This window comes from Pseudomonas sp. Pseusp97 (assembly GCF_047304025.1).
Lineage (GTDB): Bacteria > Pseudomonadota > Gammaproteobacteria > Pseudomonadales > Pseudomonadaceae > Pseudomonas.
In genome coordinates, this window is the sequence record NZ_JBGLYK010000143.1 from 1 (window position 1) to 15326 (window position 15326).

At 66.3% G+C, this 15326-nt stretch carries 14 protein-coding genes; 4 read left to right on the forward strand and 10 right to left on the reverse strand.

Annotated elements, in window-relative coordinates; translation table 11 throughout:
- The first annotated feature begins 73 nt into the window (after positions 1–73).
- Entirely contained in the window at positions 74–502 is a 429-nt protein-coding gene (locus ACCC94_RS20415; RefSeq protein ID WP_413351348.1) for a UPF0158 family protein, read from the forward strand.
- A gap of 315 nt (positions 503–817) precedes the next feature.
- Here ACCC94_RS20415 and ACCC94_RS20420 read toward each other — a convergent pair whose 3' ends face one another.
- From ACCC94_RS20420 to mexA, 3 genes are read right to left on the reverse strand one after another with little or no spacing between them, the layout of a single operon-like run.
- Complete coding sequence (locus tag ACCC94_RS20420; RefSeq protein ID WP_413351349.1) at positions 818–2266, reverse strand: AdeC/AdeK/OprM family multidrug efflux complex outer membrane factor; 1449 nt, start codon at positions 2264–2266, stop codon at positions 818–820.
- A 1-nt stretch (position 2267) separates the two neighbouring features.
- The gene (locus tag ACCC94_RS20425) at positions 2268–5408 is read right to left on the reverse strand and encodes an efflux RND transporter permease subunit (protein WP_413351350.1); all 3141 of its coding nucleotides are present in this window, start codon (positions 5406–5408) and stop codon (positions 2268–2270) included.
- Between the two features lie 15 nt (positions 5409–5423).
- On the reverse strand, positions 5424–6581 hold the full coding sequence (gene mexA, locus ACCC94_RS20430; protein ID WP_413351351.1) for a multidrug efflux RND transporter periplasmic adaptor subunit MexA: 1158 nt from the start codon (positions 6579–6581) through the stop codon (positions 5424–5426).
- Between the two features lie 270 nt (positions 6582–6851).
- Between mexA and ACCC94_RS20435 the strand changes: the two genes are divergently transcribed.
- Positions 6852–7286: a MarR family winged helix-turn-helix transcriptional regulator gene (locus ACCC94_RS20435; protein ID WP_413351361.1), complete on the forward strand. Its 435-nt coding sequence runs from the start codon at positions 6852–6854 to the stop codon at positions 7284–7286.
- Positions 7287–7337: 51 nt separating this feature from the next.
- Here ACCC94_RS20435 and ACCC94_RS20440 read toward each other — a convergent pair whose 3' ends face one another.
- The 3 genes from ACCC94_RS20440 to ACCC94_RS20450 all read right to left on the reverse strand — a co-directional run bounded on the left by ACCC94_RS20440 (position 7338) and on the right by ACCC94_RS20450 (position 10161).
- On the reverse strand, positions 7338–7913 hold the full coding sequence (locus tag ACCC94_RS20440) for a YceI family protein (protein ID WP_413351352.1): 576 nt from the start codon (positions 7911–7913) through the stop codon (positions 7338–7340).
- A 28-nt stretch (positions 7914–7941) separates the two neighbouring features.
- The gene (locus tag ACCC94_RS20445; RefSeq protein WP_413351353.1) at positions 7942–8496 is read right to left on the reverse strand and encodes a cytochrome b; all 555 of its coding nucleotides are present in this window, start codon (positions 8494–8496) and stop codon (positions 7942–7944) included.
- Between the two features lie 177 nt (positions 8497–8673).
- Positions 8674–10161 carry a flavin monoamine oxidase family protein gene (locus ACCC94_RS20450; protein ID WP_413351354.1) on the reverse strand — a complete coding sequence of 496 codons (1488 nt, stop codon included), beginning with the start codon at positions 10159–10161 and terminating at the stop codon, positions 8674–8676.
- Positions 10162–10341: 180 nt separating this feature from the next.
- Between ACCC94_RS20450 and ACCC94_RS20455 the strand changes: the two genes are divergently transcribed.
- Positions 10342–11745 (forward strand): adenosylmethionine--8-amino-7-oxononanoate transaminase, encoded by a 1404-nt coding sequence (locus tag ACCC94_RS20455; protein WP_413351355.1) that lies wholly within the window; start codon positions 10342–10344, stop codon positions 11743–11745.
- Positions 11746–11810: 65 nt separating this feature from the next.
- On the forward strand, positions 11811–12530 hold the full coding sequence (locus ACCC94_RS20460) for a 16S rRNA (uracil(1498)-N(3))-methyltransferase (RefSeq protein WP_413351356.1): 720 nt from the start codon (positions 11811–11813) through the stop codon (positions 12528–12530).
- Between the two features lie 123 nt (positions 12531–12653).
- Here ACCC94_RS20460 and ACCC94_RS20465 read toward each other — a convergent pair whose 3' ends face one another.
- The 4 genes from ACCC94_RS20465 to ACCC94_RS20480 form a co-directional block, all read right to left on the reverse strand.
- Positions 12654–13265 carry a LysE family transporter gene (locus tag ACCC94_RS20465; protein WP_413351357.1) on the reverse strand — a complete coding sequence of 204 codons (612 nt, stop codon included), beginning with the start codon at positions 13263–13265 and terminating at the stop codon, positions 12654–12656.
- A 74-nt stretch (positions 13266–13339) separates the two neighbouring features.
- Positions 13340–14140 (reverse strand): helix-turn-helix domain-containing protein, encoded by an 801-nt coding sequence (locus ACCC94_RS20470; RefSeq protein WP_413351358.1) that lies wholly within the window; start codon positions 14138–14140, stop codon positions 13340–13342.
- Between the two features lie 7 nt (positions 14141–14147).
- On the reverse strand, positions 14148–14648 hold the full coding sequence (locus ACCC94_RS20475; RefSeq protein WP_413351359.1) for a chemotaxis protein CheW: 501 nt from the start codon (positions 14646–14648) through the stop codon (positions 14148–14150).
- A gap of 11 nt (positions 14649–14659) precedes the next feature.
- Positions 14660–15326, reverse strand: a 667-nt coding sequence (locus ACCC94_RS20480) for a chemotaxis protein CheB (RefSeq protein WP_413351360.1), incomplete at its 5' end; no start/stop codon positions are given.

The following is a 15326-nucleotide window of genomic DNA, read 5'->3' on the forward strand; positions in this document are numbered from 1 at the left end:
CGGCCGACAATGTCAGGACAGCTGTCATGCGCATGGCGTAGGATCGGTCACTCGCCATATAGGGAGAGTGACCATGCGCCCGCTGACCATCGACCTCGACGAACTGGCCTTCGCGCTTGATACCCAGGGTATCGATCACTACCTCGACCTGTTCAGTGGCCAGGTGCTGCTGATACCGGAGGACGACCCCGACCCGGAGCTCGCCGAACTGCTGCACCGCGAACCGGAGCGCCTGCTGCCCATCGAACCGCTGAGCAGCGGCCAGTCGCTGGAGCTGATGCGCGACTTCCTGCGCGAAGTGCCCGAACCCCACGCCTATTCCGCCCTTGCCAACGCCATCGAGGGGCGCAAGCCGTTCAAGGCCTTCCGCCATGTGTTGATGGGCTACCCGGAGCTGTTGCAGGCCTGGTACGTCTACCAGGGCGAGCGCCTGCGCGAATGCGCGCTGGACTGGCTCGCCGACAACCAGATCCAGCCGGCGGGGCGCGGCGCGATGCTGTAGTTCGCAGGTTCGCGAGCAAGCTCGCTCCTACCAAGAGCGTACGCAGCCGGAACCTGTAGGAGCGAGCTTGCTCGCGAACCGCCCCGAACACCGACGCAACCCGTAGGGCGCATAACGCCCACGGCGTTATTCGCCGCCAATACGGCGGATAACCCGTTCCGGGTTATGCGCCCTACGGCGCCAACTGTAGGAGCGAGCTTGCTCGCGAACCGCCCCAAACACCGGCGCCCGTAGGGCGCACAACGCCCCCGGCACATATCCACCAACAAAAACGCCGCCCCGAAGGGCGGCGTTGCTGTTTCCAGACGGTGAGGATCAGCCCTTGGGCGCCTCGCTGGAGATCGGCCTGGCTTGCGCCGCCGTCGCCTGCCAGCCGCCGCCGAGGGCCTTGTACAGGTTGACCTCGCTGGTCAGCTGGTTGAGGCGGTCGGTGATCAGCTGCTGCTGGGCACTGAACAGCGAGCGCTGCGCATCGAGCACGGTGAGGTAGTTATCCACACCGGTGCGGTAGCGCTTGTCGGCCAGGCGGTAGTACTCGCTGCTGGCGTCCACCAGCGAGCGTTGCGCCTGCAGCTGCTCGTTGAAGGTGCCGCGCGCGGCGAGGCCGTCGGCCACCTCGGAGAAGGCCGTCTGGATGGTCTTCTCGTACTGCGCCACGTTGATGTCCTTCTGCACCCGCGCCAGGTCCAGGCTCGCCTGCAGGCTGCCGGCGTTGAAGATCGGCAGGGTGATCGAAGGCTTGAACAGCCATGTACCGGAGCCGCCGTCGAACAGGCCGGACAGGTCCGGGCTGAGGCTGCCGGCGTTGGCGGTCAGGCTGATGTTCGGGAAGAACGCCGCCCGCGCCGCGCCGATATTGGCGTTGGCCGCCTTGAGCTGGTGTTCCGCCTGGAGGATGTCCGGGCGGCGCTGCAGCAGGTCGGAGGGCAGGCCCGCCGGCACGGTGGCCAGCAGCTCGTCGGACAGCTGGCGGCCCTGGGGCAGGTCCGCCGGCAGGCCGGAGCCGAGCAGCAGCACCAGGGCGTTCTGGTCCTGCGCCACCAGGCGGGTGTATTGCGCCAGGGTGGCCCGTGCGCTTTCCACCGAGGTCTGCGACTGGCGCAGGTCCAGGGCCGAGGCGACACCGACTTCATAGCTGCGCTTGGTCAGGTCGTAGCTCTTCTGGTAGGTGCCCAGGGTGTTGCGGGTCAGCTCCAGCTGGGCCTGGTCGGCACGCAGCGTCAGGTAGGCGTTGGCGACGTTGGCCACCAGGCTGGTCTGGGTGCTGCGCTGCGCTTCTTCGGTAGCGAAGTACTGCTCCAGCGCCTGGTCACGCAGGGCGCGCAGCCGGCCGAACAGGTCGAGTTCCCAGGCGGTGATGCCCAGGGTCGCGCCGTACTGGCTGCTGATCATCGAGTTGCCGGTCTGCGACAGGTCGGCCGGCAGGCGCTGGCGCGAACCGGTAACGCTGGCATCCACCGCCGGGAACAGGTCGGCCCGCTGGATGCGGTACTGCGCCCGGTAGGCCTCGATGTTCAGTGCGGCGACGCGCAGGTCGCGGTTGTTTTCCAGCGACACTTCGATCAGCCGCTGCAGTTGCGGGTCCTTGAAGAACTCGCGCCAGCCGATGTCGGCGGAGGCGTTGGCCGGCTGTGCCGCAGCGTAGGCGTCGCCCTGCGGATAGGCCGCGGCCACGGGCGCCTCTGGGCGCTCGTAGTCGGGGATCAGCGAGCAGCCGGACAATACGGCTGCCGTGATAGCGAGGGACAAAAAGGATTTTTTCATATCAATGCCCCTTCTCGGTGGCTTCCTGGTCCCTGGACGCGGAGTCCTTGAACAGGGTACTGACCACCACATAGAACAACGGCACCCAGAAGATCGCGAGGATGGTCGCAGTGACCATGCCGCCGATCACGCCGGTACCGATCGCGTGCTGGCTGCCCGAGCCTGCGCCGGTGGAGATCGCCAGCGGCAGCACGCCGAGGACGAAGGCCAGGGAGGTCATGACGATCGGGCGCAGACGCATCCGGCACGCCTCGATGGCCGCCTCGACTATGCCCTTGCCCTGCTCGTGCAGCTCCTTGGCGAACTCGACGATGAGGATCGCGTTCTTCGCCGACAGGCCGATGGTCGTCAGCAGGCCCACCTGGAAGAACACGTCGTTGGACAGGCCGCGCATGGAGGTCGCCAGCAGCGCACCGATGACGCCCAGCGGCACCACCAGCATCACCGAGAACGGGATCGACCAGCTCTCGTACAGCGCCGCCAGGCAGAGGAACACCACGATCAGCGACAGGGCGTAGAGCGCGGGGGCCTGCGAGCCGGACAGGCGCTCCTCGTAGGACAGGCCGGTCCAGGCATAGCCGACGCCCTTGGGCAGTTGCTTGACGATGTCCTCGACCGCCGCCATGGCTTCACCGGTGGAACGGCCCGCGGCCGGTTCACCGAGGACTTCCATGGCCGGCACGCCGTTGTAGCGCGCAAGCTTGGGCGAGCCGTAGCTCCACTCGCCGGTGGCGAAGGCACTGAACGGCACCATCTCGCCGGCGCTGTTGCGCACGTACCACTTGTCCAGGTCCTCCGGGCTCATCCGCGCATTCGGACGGCCTTGCAGGTAGACCTTCTTCACCCGGCCGCGGTCGATGAAGTCGTTGACGTAGTTCGAGCCCCAGGCGATGGAGATGGTGCTGTTGATGTCCGCCAGCGAGATGCCCAGCGCGCTGGCCTTCTCGTCGTCGATCAGCAGCTTGTACTGCGGTTCGTCGTTCAGGCCGTTGGGACGCACGCGTTGCAGCACCGGGTTCTGCGCGGCCAGGCCGAGGAACTGGTTGCGCGCCTGCATCAGCACTTCGTGGCCGACGCCCGCCTGGTCCTGGAGGAAGATGTCGAAGCCCACGGCGTTACCCAGTTCGAGCACCGCCGGCGGGGCGAAGGCGAACACCATCGCGTCCTTGAAGCTGAAGAAGTGCTGCTGGGCCCGCTGGGCCAGGGCGAATACGCTGTTCTCCGCGCCCGGACGTTCTTCCCAGGGCTTGAGCATGATGAACGCCATGCCCGAACTCTGGCCGCGGCCGGCGAAGTTGAAGCCGGTCACGGTGAATACCGAGGCCACCGAGCTGCTTTCTTTGTCCAGCAGGTACTCGCGCATCGAGTCCACCACCACCTGGGTGCGCTCGGCGGACGAGCCGGCCGGGGTCTGCACCTGGGCGAACAGCACGCCCTGGTCCTCGTCGGGAAGGAACGCGGTGGGGATGCGGGTGAACAGGTAGACCATGCCGGCGAGGATGATCACGTACATCAGCAGGTACGGCATGCGGTGCTTGAGGATCGAGGTGACGCCGCGCTCGTAGCCATGGGTGGTGGCGAGGAACTTGCGGTTGAACCAGCCGAAGAAGCCGCGCTTGTGCTCGCCATGGTCGCCCTTCTCGATGGGCTTGAGCATGGTGGCGCAGAGCGCCGGGGTCAGCACCAGGGCCACCAGCACCGACAGGGCCATGGCCGAGACGATGGTGATGGAGAACTGGCGGTAGATCACCCCGGTGGAGCCGCCGAAGAACGCCATCGGCAGGAACACCGCCGAGAGCACCAGGGCGATACCCACCAGCGCGCCCTGGATCTGGTCCATGGACTTGCGCGCTGCCTCGCGCGGCGACAGGCCTTCCTCGGCCATCACCCGCTCGACGTTTTCCACCACCACGATGGCATCGTCCACCAACAGGCCGATCGCCAGCACCATGCCGAACATGGTCAGGGTGTTGATCGAGAAGCCGAAGGCGGCGAGTACGCCGAAGGTGCCCAGCAGGACCACCGGCACGGCGATCGTCGGGATCAGCGTGGCGCGGAAGTTCTGCAGGAACAGGTACATCACCAGGAACACCAGCAGGATCGCCTCGCCCAGGGTCTTCACCACCTCATGGATGGAGGCGGAGACCACCGGGGTGGTGTCGTACGGGTAGACGATCTTCATGCCCTGCGGGAAGAACGGCTCCAGGGTGCTCAGGGTCGCGCGGATCGACTTGGCGGTGTCCAGGGCGTTGGCGCCGGTGGCCAGCTTGATCGCGATACCCGAGGCCGGCTTGCCGTTGAACTGGGCGTTGATGCTGTAGTCCTGGCCACCCAGGGCGACGTCGGCGACGTCCTTGAGGCGAACCTGGGAGCCGTCGGCGTTGACCCGGAGCAGGATGTTCTTGAACTGGTCGGCGCTCTGCAGGCGGGTCTTGCCGATGATGGTGGCGTTGAGCTGCTGGCCCTTGACCGCGGGCAGGCCGCCCAGCTGGCCGGAGGAGATCTGCACGTTCTGCGCCTGGATCGCCGTCTTCACGTCGCCCGGGGTCATCTGGAAGCTGTTGAGCTTGGCCGGATCGAGCCAGATGCGCATGGCGTACTGCGAGCCGAACACCTGGAAGTCACCCACACCGGCGGTCCGCGACAGCGGGTCCTGGATGTTGGAGACGATGTAGTTCGACAGGTCTTCCTTGGTCATGCTGCCGTCGGTGGAGACGACGCCGACCACCATCAGGAAGTTCTTCACCGCCTTGGTCACGCGGATGCCCTGCTGCTGCACTTCCTGCGGCAGGAGCGGCGTGGCCAGCTGCAGCTTGTTCTGCACCTGGACCTGGGCGATGTCGGGGCTGGTGCCCTGGTCGAAGGTCACGGTGATGGTCATGCTGCCGTCGGAGTTGGACTCCGAGGAGATGTAGCGCAGATGGTCGAGACCGTTCATCTGCTGCTCGATCACCTGCACCACGGTGTCCTGCACCGTTTCGGCGGAGGCGCCCGGGTAGCTCACCTGAATGGCGATGGCCGGCGGCGCAATGGCCGGGTACTGGTTCACCGGCAACTTGAGGATCGACAGACCGCCCGCCAGCATGATCACCAGGGCGATCACCCAGGCGAAGATGGGCCGGTCAATGAAAAACTTCGACATGACGAATCCCCTTGATTAACCCTGCTTGGCCGGCTGAGCGGCGGCGGGCTTGTCGGCGGCACCAGCGGTGGGCGCCACGTTCTTCGCGGGTACGGCCTTGGCCTGGGCGCCCGGCTGGACGTACTGCAGGCCTTCGGTGATCAGGCGGTCGCCCGGCTTCAGGCCATCGCTGACCAGCCAGTAGGCGCCGACTGTGCGTTCGGCCTTGATGGTGCGCAGCTCGACCTTGTCCTCGCCGTTGAGCACCAGCGCCGTCGCCATGCCGCGGAAGTCACGGGTGACGCCCTGCTGCGGCGCCAGGATGGCCTGCTTCTTGATGCCTTCCTGCAGCTGCGCATGGACGAACATGCCCGGCAGCAGCTCCTTGTTCGGGTTGGGGAAGATGGCGCGCACGGTCACCGAGCCGGTGCCCTGGTCAACCGAGACCTCGGAGAACTCCAGCTTGCCCTCGATGGGGTATTCGGAGCCGTCTTCCAGGTACAGCTTGACCTTGGCGGCGTTGTCGCCGGCCTTTTCCAGCTGCCCGGCGGCCAGCTCGCGGCGCAGGCGGATCAGCGAGGTGGAGGACTGGGTGACGTCGACGTAGATCGGGTCCAGCTGCTGCACGGTGGCCAGCGCGGTGCTCTGGCCGTTCTGCACCAGGGCGCCTTCGGTCACGCTGGAGCGGCCGATGCGGCCGGAGATCGGCGAGTACACCTTGGTGTAGCGCACGTTGATCCTGGCGTTGTCAGCCGTGGCCTTGGCCTGCAGGTAGGCCGCCTGGGCGTCGGCGTATTGCTGCTTGCTCACCGCCTCGTCCTTGACCAGTTCCTTGTAGCGCTCGGCCTGCTGCTGGGTGGACACCAGGTTGGCCTGGGCACTCTGCAGGGTCGCTTCATAGGTGGCCGGGTCGATCTGGTACAGCTGCTGGCCTTCCTTGACGTCGCTGCCTTCCTTGAACAGGCGCTTGAGGATGATGCCGTTCACCTGCGGGCGAACCTCGGCGATGCGATACGCGGTGGTGCGGCCCGGCAGTTCGGTGCTCAGGGTCACTTCCTGCGGTTGCAGGGTCACCACACCGACCTCGGGAATCGGCTTCTCCTGCGGGGCCTGGGCTTTGTCGCAGCCGGCAAGAGTGGCCATGGCGACGAGCAGGGCCGGGACCAGGGCGCGCATGGCTGGCTTTCGTTGCATATCGTTGTCCTCGTGAGCGAAGCATCCGGTTTGGCGGTGGGCTTGCCGGTCCGGAAAAGCTGGCAAAAATACTTACATTCAGCTGTGTTTGTAAACGTCCGAAAGCCCTGAGGGAAAACTACTGAAACGTTTTAGCCAATGGCCGATATCGCAGTAGGTTTCCCGCAAGGCAGTCGCGGCGATGAACAAAGTTGATAACATCAACTAAAATACGAAAAAATGGTTGAGCCGATCAACCTGATTTACACAAGGTTTACCGTGACCGAGCCGATGACCCAGCGCGTGAATCCCGACCTGCCGCAGACCCTGATGGAGGTCTTCGACCACTTGCGCGTGAGCCTCCAGGACCAACTGTGCGCGGAGGGTATCGACCTCACGCCGCCGGACATCCGCCTGCTCGAACTGATCGGCGCCGATGCCGGCCAGAGCCTGCAGAGCCTGGGCCGCAAGATGTGCCGCGACAAGGCGCTGGTGACCCGCAAGATCCGCGAAATGGAAGCCCTCGGCCTGGTTCGCCGCGAGCGCAACCCGGAAGATCAGCGCAGCTTCCAGCTGTTCCTCACGGAGGCCGGGAGCCGCATCGACGAGCGCACCCAGGCCATCCTCGCACGCACCCATGACAGTCTGTTCGCGCCGCTGGACGACGAGGAGCAACGCACCCTCGCCCAGCTCCTGCGGCAATGCCTGCAGGGCCGCGCGGACTGACCGCACAAACGAAAACGCCGGCATTCGCCGGCGTTTTCGCAATCCTGCGTCTTACTGACGCACCCCTTCAACCGACAGGGTCAGCTCGACTTCCTGGGAAGCCGGGCCGAGGTCGCGCTGGATGTTGAAGTCCTTCAGCTTGAGGGTGGTGGTGCCGAGGAAGCCGGCACGGTAGCCGCCCCACGGGTCATCGCCCTGGCCGATCAGTTCAGCCTTGATGGTGACCGGCTTGGTCACGCCGTTCAGGGTCAGGTTGCCGGTGATCTCGGCATTCTTGCCGTCGGCCTTCACGGCGGTGGATTCGAAGGTCGCGGTCGGGTTCTTCGAGACGTTCAGGAAGTCCGGGCTGCGCAGGTGCTTGTCACGCTCGGCGTGATTGGAGTTCACGCTGTTGGTGTTGATGGTCACCTTGACCTTGTCGGCGGACGGGTTCTTCTCATCGAAGGTGAAGGCACCGTCGAAGTCGTCGAAGCGGCCGTACAGCCAGCTGTAACCCAGGTGCTTGATGCGGAACTCGATGAAGGCGTGCTGGCCTTCCTTGTCGATCTTGTAGTCGGCGGCCATGGCCTGGCCAGCGGAGAACATGGCGGTACCCAGCGCCAGAGCGGCGAACGTCTTCTTCAGCATTGAAGCAATCTCCCTTTGAGGTGAGGTGTTATTTCGCGGCACGACCGAGCATGCGCACGAGCGTCGCATCGCGGTCGAAGAAATGGTGTTTGAACGCCGCCAGGGCGTGCAGCACGGCCAGTACCACCAGGGTCCAGGCCAGGTACAGGTGGATCGCGCCGGCGATGTCGGCCTGGTCGGTGAGGCCGCTCAGGGTGGCGGGCACGTCGAACCAGCCGAACACGCTGATGGGTTTGCCTTCGGCGGTGGAGATCAGGTAGCCGGCGATGATCACGGCGAACAGCAGCGCGTAGAGCGCCAGGTGGCCGAGCTTGGTGGCCAGGCGGGTCATCTGGCTGTGGTTGGCCGGAGTCGGCGGCGCCGGGCTGATGAAGCGCCAGAGCACCCGCACGATCAGCGCGATGGCCAGGAGGATGCCGATGCTCTTGTGGATTTCCGGAGCGCGGTGGTACCAGGTGTCGTAGTAGTCCAGCTCGCGCATCCACAGGCCCAGGCCGAACAGGCCGAAGATCACCAGCGCACTGCCCCAGTGCAGGAACAGGCTGACCAGGCCGTAGCGAGCGGGGGAGTTACGCCATTGCATCGATCGACATCCTTGAAAACGGGAATTCAAGACTAGCGGTAAATCCATCGAAGAAAAGCAGAAAAATCTGCTTTGAAACATCGATTGACAAGATAGATTCCTGCGCTGAAACGCCCGTCCCAGAGCCAGAAACGACAATGCCGGCTTGCGCCGGCATTGTCTGTAGGACCCTTCCTATCAGAAGGGAAGCCAGGACATGATGCCCTTCTTCTCGCCCTTCTCGGCCGGCTTGTCGCTGGCGGCCGGCTTGTTCTCGGCGACCATGGCCTTGCCTTCGAGCACCGGCGTCCTGCCGGCCTGCAGGTCGCGCACCTGGGCAGCAGCGCGCTTGCCGCTGCGCAGGGCACCTTCGATGGTGCCCGGATACAGCGCGTCGGTGTGCTCGCCGGCGAAGGCCACGCGCGCCACCGGGGTTTCCCACACGCGCCAGAAGCGGCTGATCTGCCCCGGGCCATAAGCCAGGTAGGAACCGCCGGTGCCGACGTCGGTGCTGTAGCGACGCATTTCATAGCCGTCGTAGGCGCCGCGCATCTTCGGGTAGTACTTGTTCATGCGGATCAGCACCTGCTCGGAGAGCTGGCGGTCACCGAACGCCTGCATCACCCGGGCGTTGTCGCCGGACAGGTTGATCAGCACGTTGGCGCCGCCCTTGGTCGCGGGCTCGACCCAGATCATGCCCAGGCCCTGGTCGCTGTAGATCTCGCCGGACAGGCGCGACTTGTCGTCCCAAACCGGGCGCTTGAACTTCATCAGGATCTGGTCGCGCCAGCCGTAGTTGGTGCCCTTGAGCGCGGCCAGCTGCTTGTCGTTCAGGCCCGGGGTCAGGGTGATGTTGCCCAGGGCGCGCAGCGGCACGGCCAGCACCAGGTAGTCGGCGGTGTAGCCGGTTGGGCCGACCTTTACGGTCACGCCGTCCTTGTCCTGGCTGATCGCGGTGACCTTGGCGTTGGTCTTGATGGTCTTGATCTGCTTGACGAAGGCCTGGGCCAGCACCTGGCTGCCGCCGGGCAGACGCCCCGCGCGCAGGTCGCGGTCATCGACGCCACGGTATACCCGGCCCTGCTGGGCGAGGTAGAGCAGCGACAGGCGCGACGGCTCGTCGTAGTGCGAGCGGATGCGCTGGTTGACCAGCAGGCGCGCGGTCGGCGACAGGTTCAGCTTGTCCAGCCAGCGAGCGGCAGTGAGCTGGTCGAGGGCGAACAGGGTCTTGTTCGCCAGCGGGTTGAGCGGGTCGTCGATGGAGGCGGACAGCTCGTTCAGCGATTTCTCGAAGCGCTCCAGGTCCGCGGCGACAGTCGGCATCTTGGTTTTCAGATCAGCGCTGCTATAGAACACGCCGTCGATCAGGTAGCTCGGAGTGCGGACGAAGTCCGGCGCCGGCACCGAGTTCACCTTGAGGGTATTCAGGTAGCCGTTGAGGGTCGGCTGGACCTTGTTGTTGCCGATCCACTCGCTGGTGGCCAGGCCCGAACGGCCGCCCACCTGGGGCTTGGCTTCCAGCAGGGTGACCTGCCAGCCCGCCTGCTGCAGCTCGTAGGCCGCGGAAAGACCGGCCAGCCCGCCGCCGACCACGATGGCGGTCGGTTGTTTGTCCTTGCCCAGCGCCACCGCGCTGAACACCCCCAGAGCAAGCAACGCGGCAGCGCGCAGCCATCCCATTTTCATCGCCGGAATTCCCCGAATCGGTGCAAAGGCGCGAAGCATACGTGAGCGCCAGAAAGCCGAATAGCCGTCTTGGTCGGCTGCCCACGCCATGTGTCGTAGGACGTGTCCTTGTTCATCTCAGGTGCATTGCATAGGCTTGCCGACCAGAGCGAGCGGACAGTGACGAAGAGGAGTACCGCCATGGGCCTGAATGCCGAGTGGATGCAGCGCGATCTCGAGGTGCTGTGGCACCCCTGCACCCAGATGAAAGACCACGAGCGCCTGCCGGTGATCCCGATCCGCCGCGGCGAGGGCATCTGGCTGGAGGACTTCGAAGGCAAGCGCTACCTGGACGCGGTCAGCTCCTGGTGGGTCAACGTCTTCGGCCACGCCAACCCGCGCATCAACCAGCGCATCAAGGACCAGGTCGACCAGCTGGAGCACGTGATCCTCGCCGGCTTCAGCCATCAACCGGTGATCGAGCTGTCCGAACGGCTGCTGCGCCTGGCGCCGGCCGGCTTCTCCCGCGTCTTCTACGCCGACAGCGGCTCGGCCGGCATCGAAGTGGCGCTAAAGATGAGCTACCACTACTGGCACAACCTCGGCCAGCCGGAGAAGAAGCGCTTCATCACCCTGACCAACAGCTACCACGGCGAGACCGTGGCGGCGATGTCGGTGGGCGACGTGGCGCTGTTCACCGAGACCTACAAGTCGCTGCTGATGGACACCATCAAGGTGCCGACCCCCGACTGCTACCTGCGCCCCGAAGGCGTGAGCTGGGAAGAGCATTCGCGGACGATGTTCGCCGCCATGGAGCAGGCGCTGGAGCAGCACCACAAGGAAGTCGCGGCGGTCATCGTCGAACCGCTGGTGCAGGGCGCCGGCGGCATGCGCATGTACCACCCGATCTACCTCAAGCTGCTGCGCGAGGCCTGCGACCGCTACGGCGTACACCTGATCCACGACGAGATCGCCGTGGGCTTCGGCCGCACCGGCACGATGTTCGCCTGCGAGCAGGCCGGCATCACCCCGGACTTCCTGGTGCTGTCCAAGGCGCTGACCGGCGGCTACCTGGCGATGAGCGCGGTGCTCACCACCGACAAGGTCTACCAGGCCTTCTACGACGACTACGCCACCCTGCGCGCCTTCCTCCACTCGCACACCTACACCGGTAACCCGCTGGCCTGCGCCGCTGCCCTGGCGACCCTGGACATCTTCGAGCAGGACAACGTCATCGAGGCCAACAAGGCCCTGGCGGCCAGGATGGCCAGCGCCACCGCGCACCTGGCCGACCACCCGCACGTCTCGGAAATCCGCCAGACCGGCATGATCCTCGCCATCGAGATGGTCCAGGACAAGGCGACGAAAACCGCCTACCCGTGGCAGGAACGCCGCGGCCTGAAGGTGTTCCAGCACGGCCTGGAGCGCGGCGCCCTGCTGCGCCCGCTGGGCAGCGTGGTGTACTTCCTGCCGCCGTACATCATCACCCCCGAGCAGATCGACTTCCTCGCCGAGGTCGCCAGCGAAGGCATCGACATCGCCACCCGCGACAGCGTGAGCGTGGCGGTCAGCGAACGCTTCCCCGAGCATCGCGATCCAGGCTGATCGGCTACAAGCGGCAGGCCGAAAGCTTTAAGCTTGCCGCTTTCCCCCAGCAGTTCGACATCGCCATGCGCCTCTCCCGCTTCTTCATCGACGCCCCGCTCTCCCTCGGCCAGCACGAGCTGCCCGAAGCCCAGGCCCACTACATCGGCCGCGTGCTCAGGCACTCGGCGGGCGACGCCGTGCAGCTGTTCGACGGCTCGGGCCGCGAATACCTGGGTGAGCTGATCGAGGTGGGCAAGAAGAACGTCCGCGTGGAACTGCGCGAAGCCTTCGACGGCCAGGCCGAATCGCCGCTACGCGTGCACCTGGGCCAGGGCCTGTCCCGCGGCGAGCGCATGGACTGGGCGATCCAGAAGGCCACCGAACTGGGCGCCAGCGAGATCACCCCGATCGTCAGCGAACGCTGCGAAGTGCGCCTGAAGGACGAGCGCGCCGACAAGCGCATGGCCCATTGGCGCCAGGTGGCGATCAGCGCCTGCGAACAATGCGGCCGCTCGGTGCTGCCGGTGCTCAACGCGCCGGTCACCCTGGCCGACTGGCTGGAGAGCTGCGAGGCCCAGCTCAAGCTCGTACTGCACCCAGTGGCCGAGCCACTGACCAGCCATGACAAGCCGGCCAGCCTGGCCTTCCTGATCGGCCCGGAAGGTGGGTTGAGCGATGCGGAAGTAGAACAGGCCAAGGGCGCCGGATTCCATGCCGCCCGCCTCGGCCCGCGCGTACTGCGCACAGAGACCGCTCCAGTGGTAGCGCTGAGCGTGGCGCAGCAGCTTTGGGGTGATTTCTAAGCGGTTCGGCGTGGGGCGGGTTCGCGAGCAAGCTCGCTCCTACGAAAAGCGCACCGAGCTAACCGGCTGCCTGTAGGCGCGAGCTTGCTCGCGAACAGCCCCACGCAGGCCTGTCCAGTCAACTCAGACGCCGCGCAACGCCAACCCCGCCAGCACCAGCAATACGACCCCGCACAACGCATGACTGACCCGATGCCAGCGTGGCGAGGCATTGCGCCGCAGCCAGTCCACCAGCGCGGCGCAGAGGAAGCAGCAGAGCACCGAGGCGGTCATGAAGCCGGCGAAGAACACCAGCGAGTCCCCCAGCGACGGCACGCCATCGACCAGCCCGGCCATGGCGCCGCCCAGCGCACCCCAGTAGACGATGTTCTTCGGGTTCGACAGCGAGAGCATGGCCCCGGAAGCGAAGGCTCCGGCGTTGTGCTCGCCCGCCTCGCCCTCTTCCACCACGCCGACACGACGGGCATCCAGCAGGCTCTGCACGCCCAGCCAGGCGAGATAAGCGGCACTGGCCAAGGTCAGCGGCAGGCGCAGGGTTTCGTGACCCAGCAGCAGCGCCAGCCCGGTCAGGCCGATCAGCGCCCAAACCGCGTCGCCGATCAGCGAGCCGAACTGCACCAGCAGCGCCGGACGAAACCCACCCTTCAGCCCGCGCCGCAGGGTTTCGGCGAGGACCGCGCCGGGGGACAGGCAGAAGACGACGCCGAACAGCAGCGCGGCAAAGAAGAGAGTCATGGGTCAGTTCTCGAACCAGTGGGCGATGGCGCAATTCTGCCTGCCCACAGGCGGACGTACTTGAACCGGATTGCTCAGCGCAGGGCGCGCTGGAAGCTGCCCGGCGAAACGCCATAGGCCGCGCGAAAGTGCCGGTTCAGGTGGCTCTGGTCGGCGAAGCCCAGTTCATGGGCCACTTCGGTGGCTGGCAGCCCTGAGCGCAGCAAGGCCTGGGCGCGGCGTGTGCGCAGTTGCATGGCCCACTGCCGCGGGCTCAGGCCGACCTGCTTCTGGAAGCTGCGCAGCAGGTGGAAGCGCGACAGGCCGAGGTAGGCCGCCATCTCGTCGAGGCTGGGTTGCCGCGCCAGATCGGCGGCCAGCCAGTCCTGCAGATCGGAAATCCGCCCCAAGCTGTCCAATCCTTCCCGCGGCAGGCGCACACCCATGGCGCGGGCGATCTCGGCCAGCAGCAGCGTCAGGCGCTCTTCGCCGCGCTGGCGAACGAAGCTGTCATCAGCCAGCACGCGCTCGACGGCATCGGCCATGGCAGCGGTCAGGGCGGGCAGGCGCGCAGTGGGACGTTCGAATTCCAGGCGCTGCAGACCGAGCATTGCGGCCAGTTGCTCCGGTGCGACATAGAGGCTGACGAACTGCCAGGGCTGGCCTTCAGCAACGCCGCCGCCCTGAATCTGGCCGGGATTGTAGGTGGTGAAGGCGCCCGGGCCGGCGTCGAAGGTGCGGCCATCCAGCCATACGCTTTCCTCGCCGCGCAGGTTGGCGCTGATGACGAATTCGTCATGGCTGTGGCGTTCGAAACGGTGGCCGCCAAGGGTGGCGCTGGCGACCTCGAAGCCGGGTTGTTCCCCCAACTGGGCAAGGCGCAGGCCACCGCTCATGGCAGGTTCAGATCAGGCCGGAGTCGGCCAGTTTCTGCTCCAGCGCGGCCAGGTCGGGGATACGCGCCTGGGCGTCGCCCAGGTCCACCGCATCCAGTTCCAAAGGTGCCAGCGGCACGTCCAGGCGCTTGAGATCGGCGCCGACCTTCAGCGAACGCGGGATGCCCTGCACCAGCAGGGCGAAGAACTTCACGTTGGGGCGGCCGCCGAGGGCGTTGACCACGATCACCCGCGCGCCTGGGCTGACTTCAGCCTGGCCGTCGGAGGCCGCCTCGAAGGACAGCAGCGGCAGGCGCAGGTCGCGCCAGGCCACCTGGCCCAGGTACCAGGACGGCAGGCCGTCCACCGGGTGCGGGGCGCGGTAGGTGATCAGCTCGGCCACCGCGACGTTGGGTAGCAGCAGGTTGCGGTCGGCCAGCGGCACCAGCAGGCCGGTCAGGCTGCCGGGGGCGGCAGTCGCCACGGCGGCATTGGCGACGCTGGTATTGGCGACGGGGAGATCACTCATCGGGCCTTGTCTCACTGCGTGACCAAGCCGGCGCATTGCTCGGCGAGGTGATTGACCAGCGCTGCCGCGAGTTCTCGCGGGTCGCCGGAAAGGGTGCTGTAGCCGCCTTCGCGCAGGCTGTCGGGCATGCTGGAGCAGGCGCAGCTGTCGGCGCGCTGGGTCCAGATCGGCGCGCCCTGGCGACGCACGTAGGCCGCGGCGGCGCTGCCATCGCTGCACATGCCGCTGAACACGATCACGCCACAACGGTCGCCGTACTGCTGGGCGAGGTTGAGCATCATCTGGTCGATGGACGGGCTGTAGGGCTCCGGCCAGCTGCGATCTTCCACGCGCATGCGCGCCGAGCCGTCGAAGCCCAGCTCGCGGGAGATCGGCACCACCACGACTTCGCCGCAGCGCACCGGGTCGCCGTCGCGCACGGTGTTGACGTGCCACTGGCTGTGGCGGCCGACCGCTTGCGGCAGGTTGGCCTCGAAGGAAGCGTCGATGTGCTGGGCATACAGGAAGCCCACCGGCAGGCCGCCGGGCAGCGCATCGAGGAAAGTCTTCACCGCCGCCGGGCCGCCCAGCGAGGCGGCCAGCAGCCAGACCTGCGCCGCCGGTTCGCCAGCCTTGAGCGGGGAAGAGGCGAGGTCGTCAGGCAGCGCCACGCGGGCCGGGCGCTGCGCTTCGTCGAGC

What these genes read in the sequence shown, in the direction of transcription:
- ACCC94_RS20415 (WP_413351348.1), top strand. Translation starts at nt 74, where the DNA reads ATGCGCCCGCTGACCATCGACCTCGACGAACTGGCCTTCGCGCTTGAT.
- ACCC94_RS20420 (WP_413351349.1), bottom strand. Translation starts at nt 2,266, where the DNA reads ATGAAAAAATCCTTTTTGTCCCTCGCTATCACGGCAGCCGTATTGTCC.
- ACCC94_RS20425 (WP_413351350.1), bottom strand. Translation starts at nt 5,408, where the DNA reads ATGTCGAAGTTTTTCATTGACCGGCCCATCTTCGCCTGGGTGATCGCC.
- mexA (WP_413351351.1), bottom strand. Translation starts at nt 6,581, where the DNA reads ATGCAACGAAAGCCAGCCATGCGCGCCCTGGTCCCGGCCCTGCTCGTC.
- ACCC94_RS20435 (WP_413351361.1), top strand. Translation starts at nt 6,852, where the DNA reads ATGACCCAGCGCGTGAATCCCGACCTGCCGCAGACCCTGATGGAGGTC.
- ACCC94_RS20440 (WP_413351352.1), bottom strand. Translation starts at nt 7,913, where the DNA reads ATGCTGAAGAAGACGTTCGCCGCTCTGGCGCTGGGTACCGCCATGTTC.
- ACCC94_RS20445 (WP_413351353.1), bottom strand. Translation starts at nt 8,496, where the DNA reads ATGCAATGGCGTAACTCCCCCGCTCGCTACGGCCTGGTCAGCCTGTTC.
- ACCC94_RS20450 (WP_413351354.1), bottom strand. Translation starts at nt 10,161, where the DNA reads ATGAAAATGGGATGGCTGCGCGCTGCCGCGTTGCTTGCTCTGGGGGTG.
- ACCC94_RS20455 (WP_413351355.1), top strand. Translation starts at nt 10,342, where the DNA reads ATGGGCCTGAATGCCGAGTGGATGCAGCGCGATCTCGAGGTGCTGTGG.
- ACCC94_RS20460 (WP_413351356.1), top strand. Translation starts at nt 11,811, where the DNA reads ATGCGCCTCTCCCGCTTCTTCATCGACGCCCCGCTCTCCCTCGGCCAG.
- ACCC94_RS20465 (WP_413351357.1), bottom strand. Translation starts at nt 13,265, where the DNA reads ATGACTCTCTTCTTTGCCGCGCTGCTGTTCGGCGTCGTCTTCTGCCTG.
- ACCC94_RS20470 (WP_413351358.1), bottom strand. Translation starts at nt 14,140, where the DNA reads ATGAGCGGTGGCCTGCGCCTTGCCCAGTTGGGGGAACAACCCGGCTTC.
- ACCC94_RS20475 (WP_413351359.1), bottom strand. Translation starts at nt 14,648, where the DNA reads ATGAGTGATCTCCCCGTCGCCAATACCAGCGTCGCCAATGCCGCCGTG.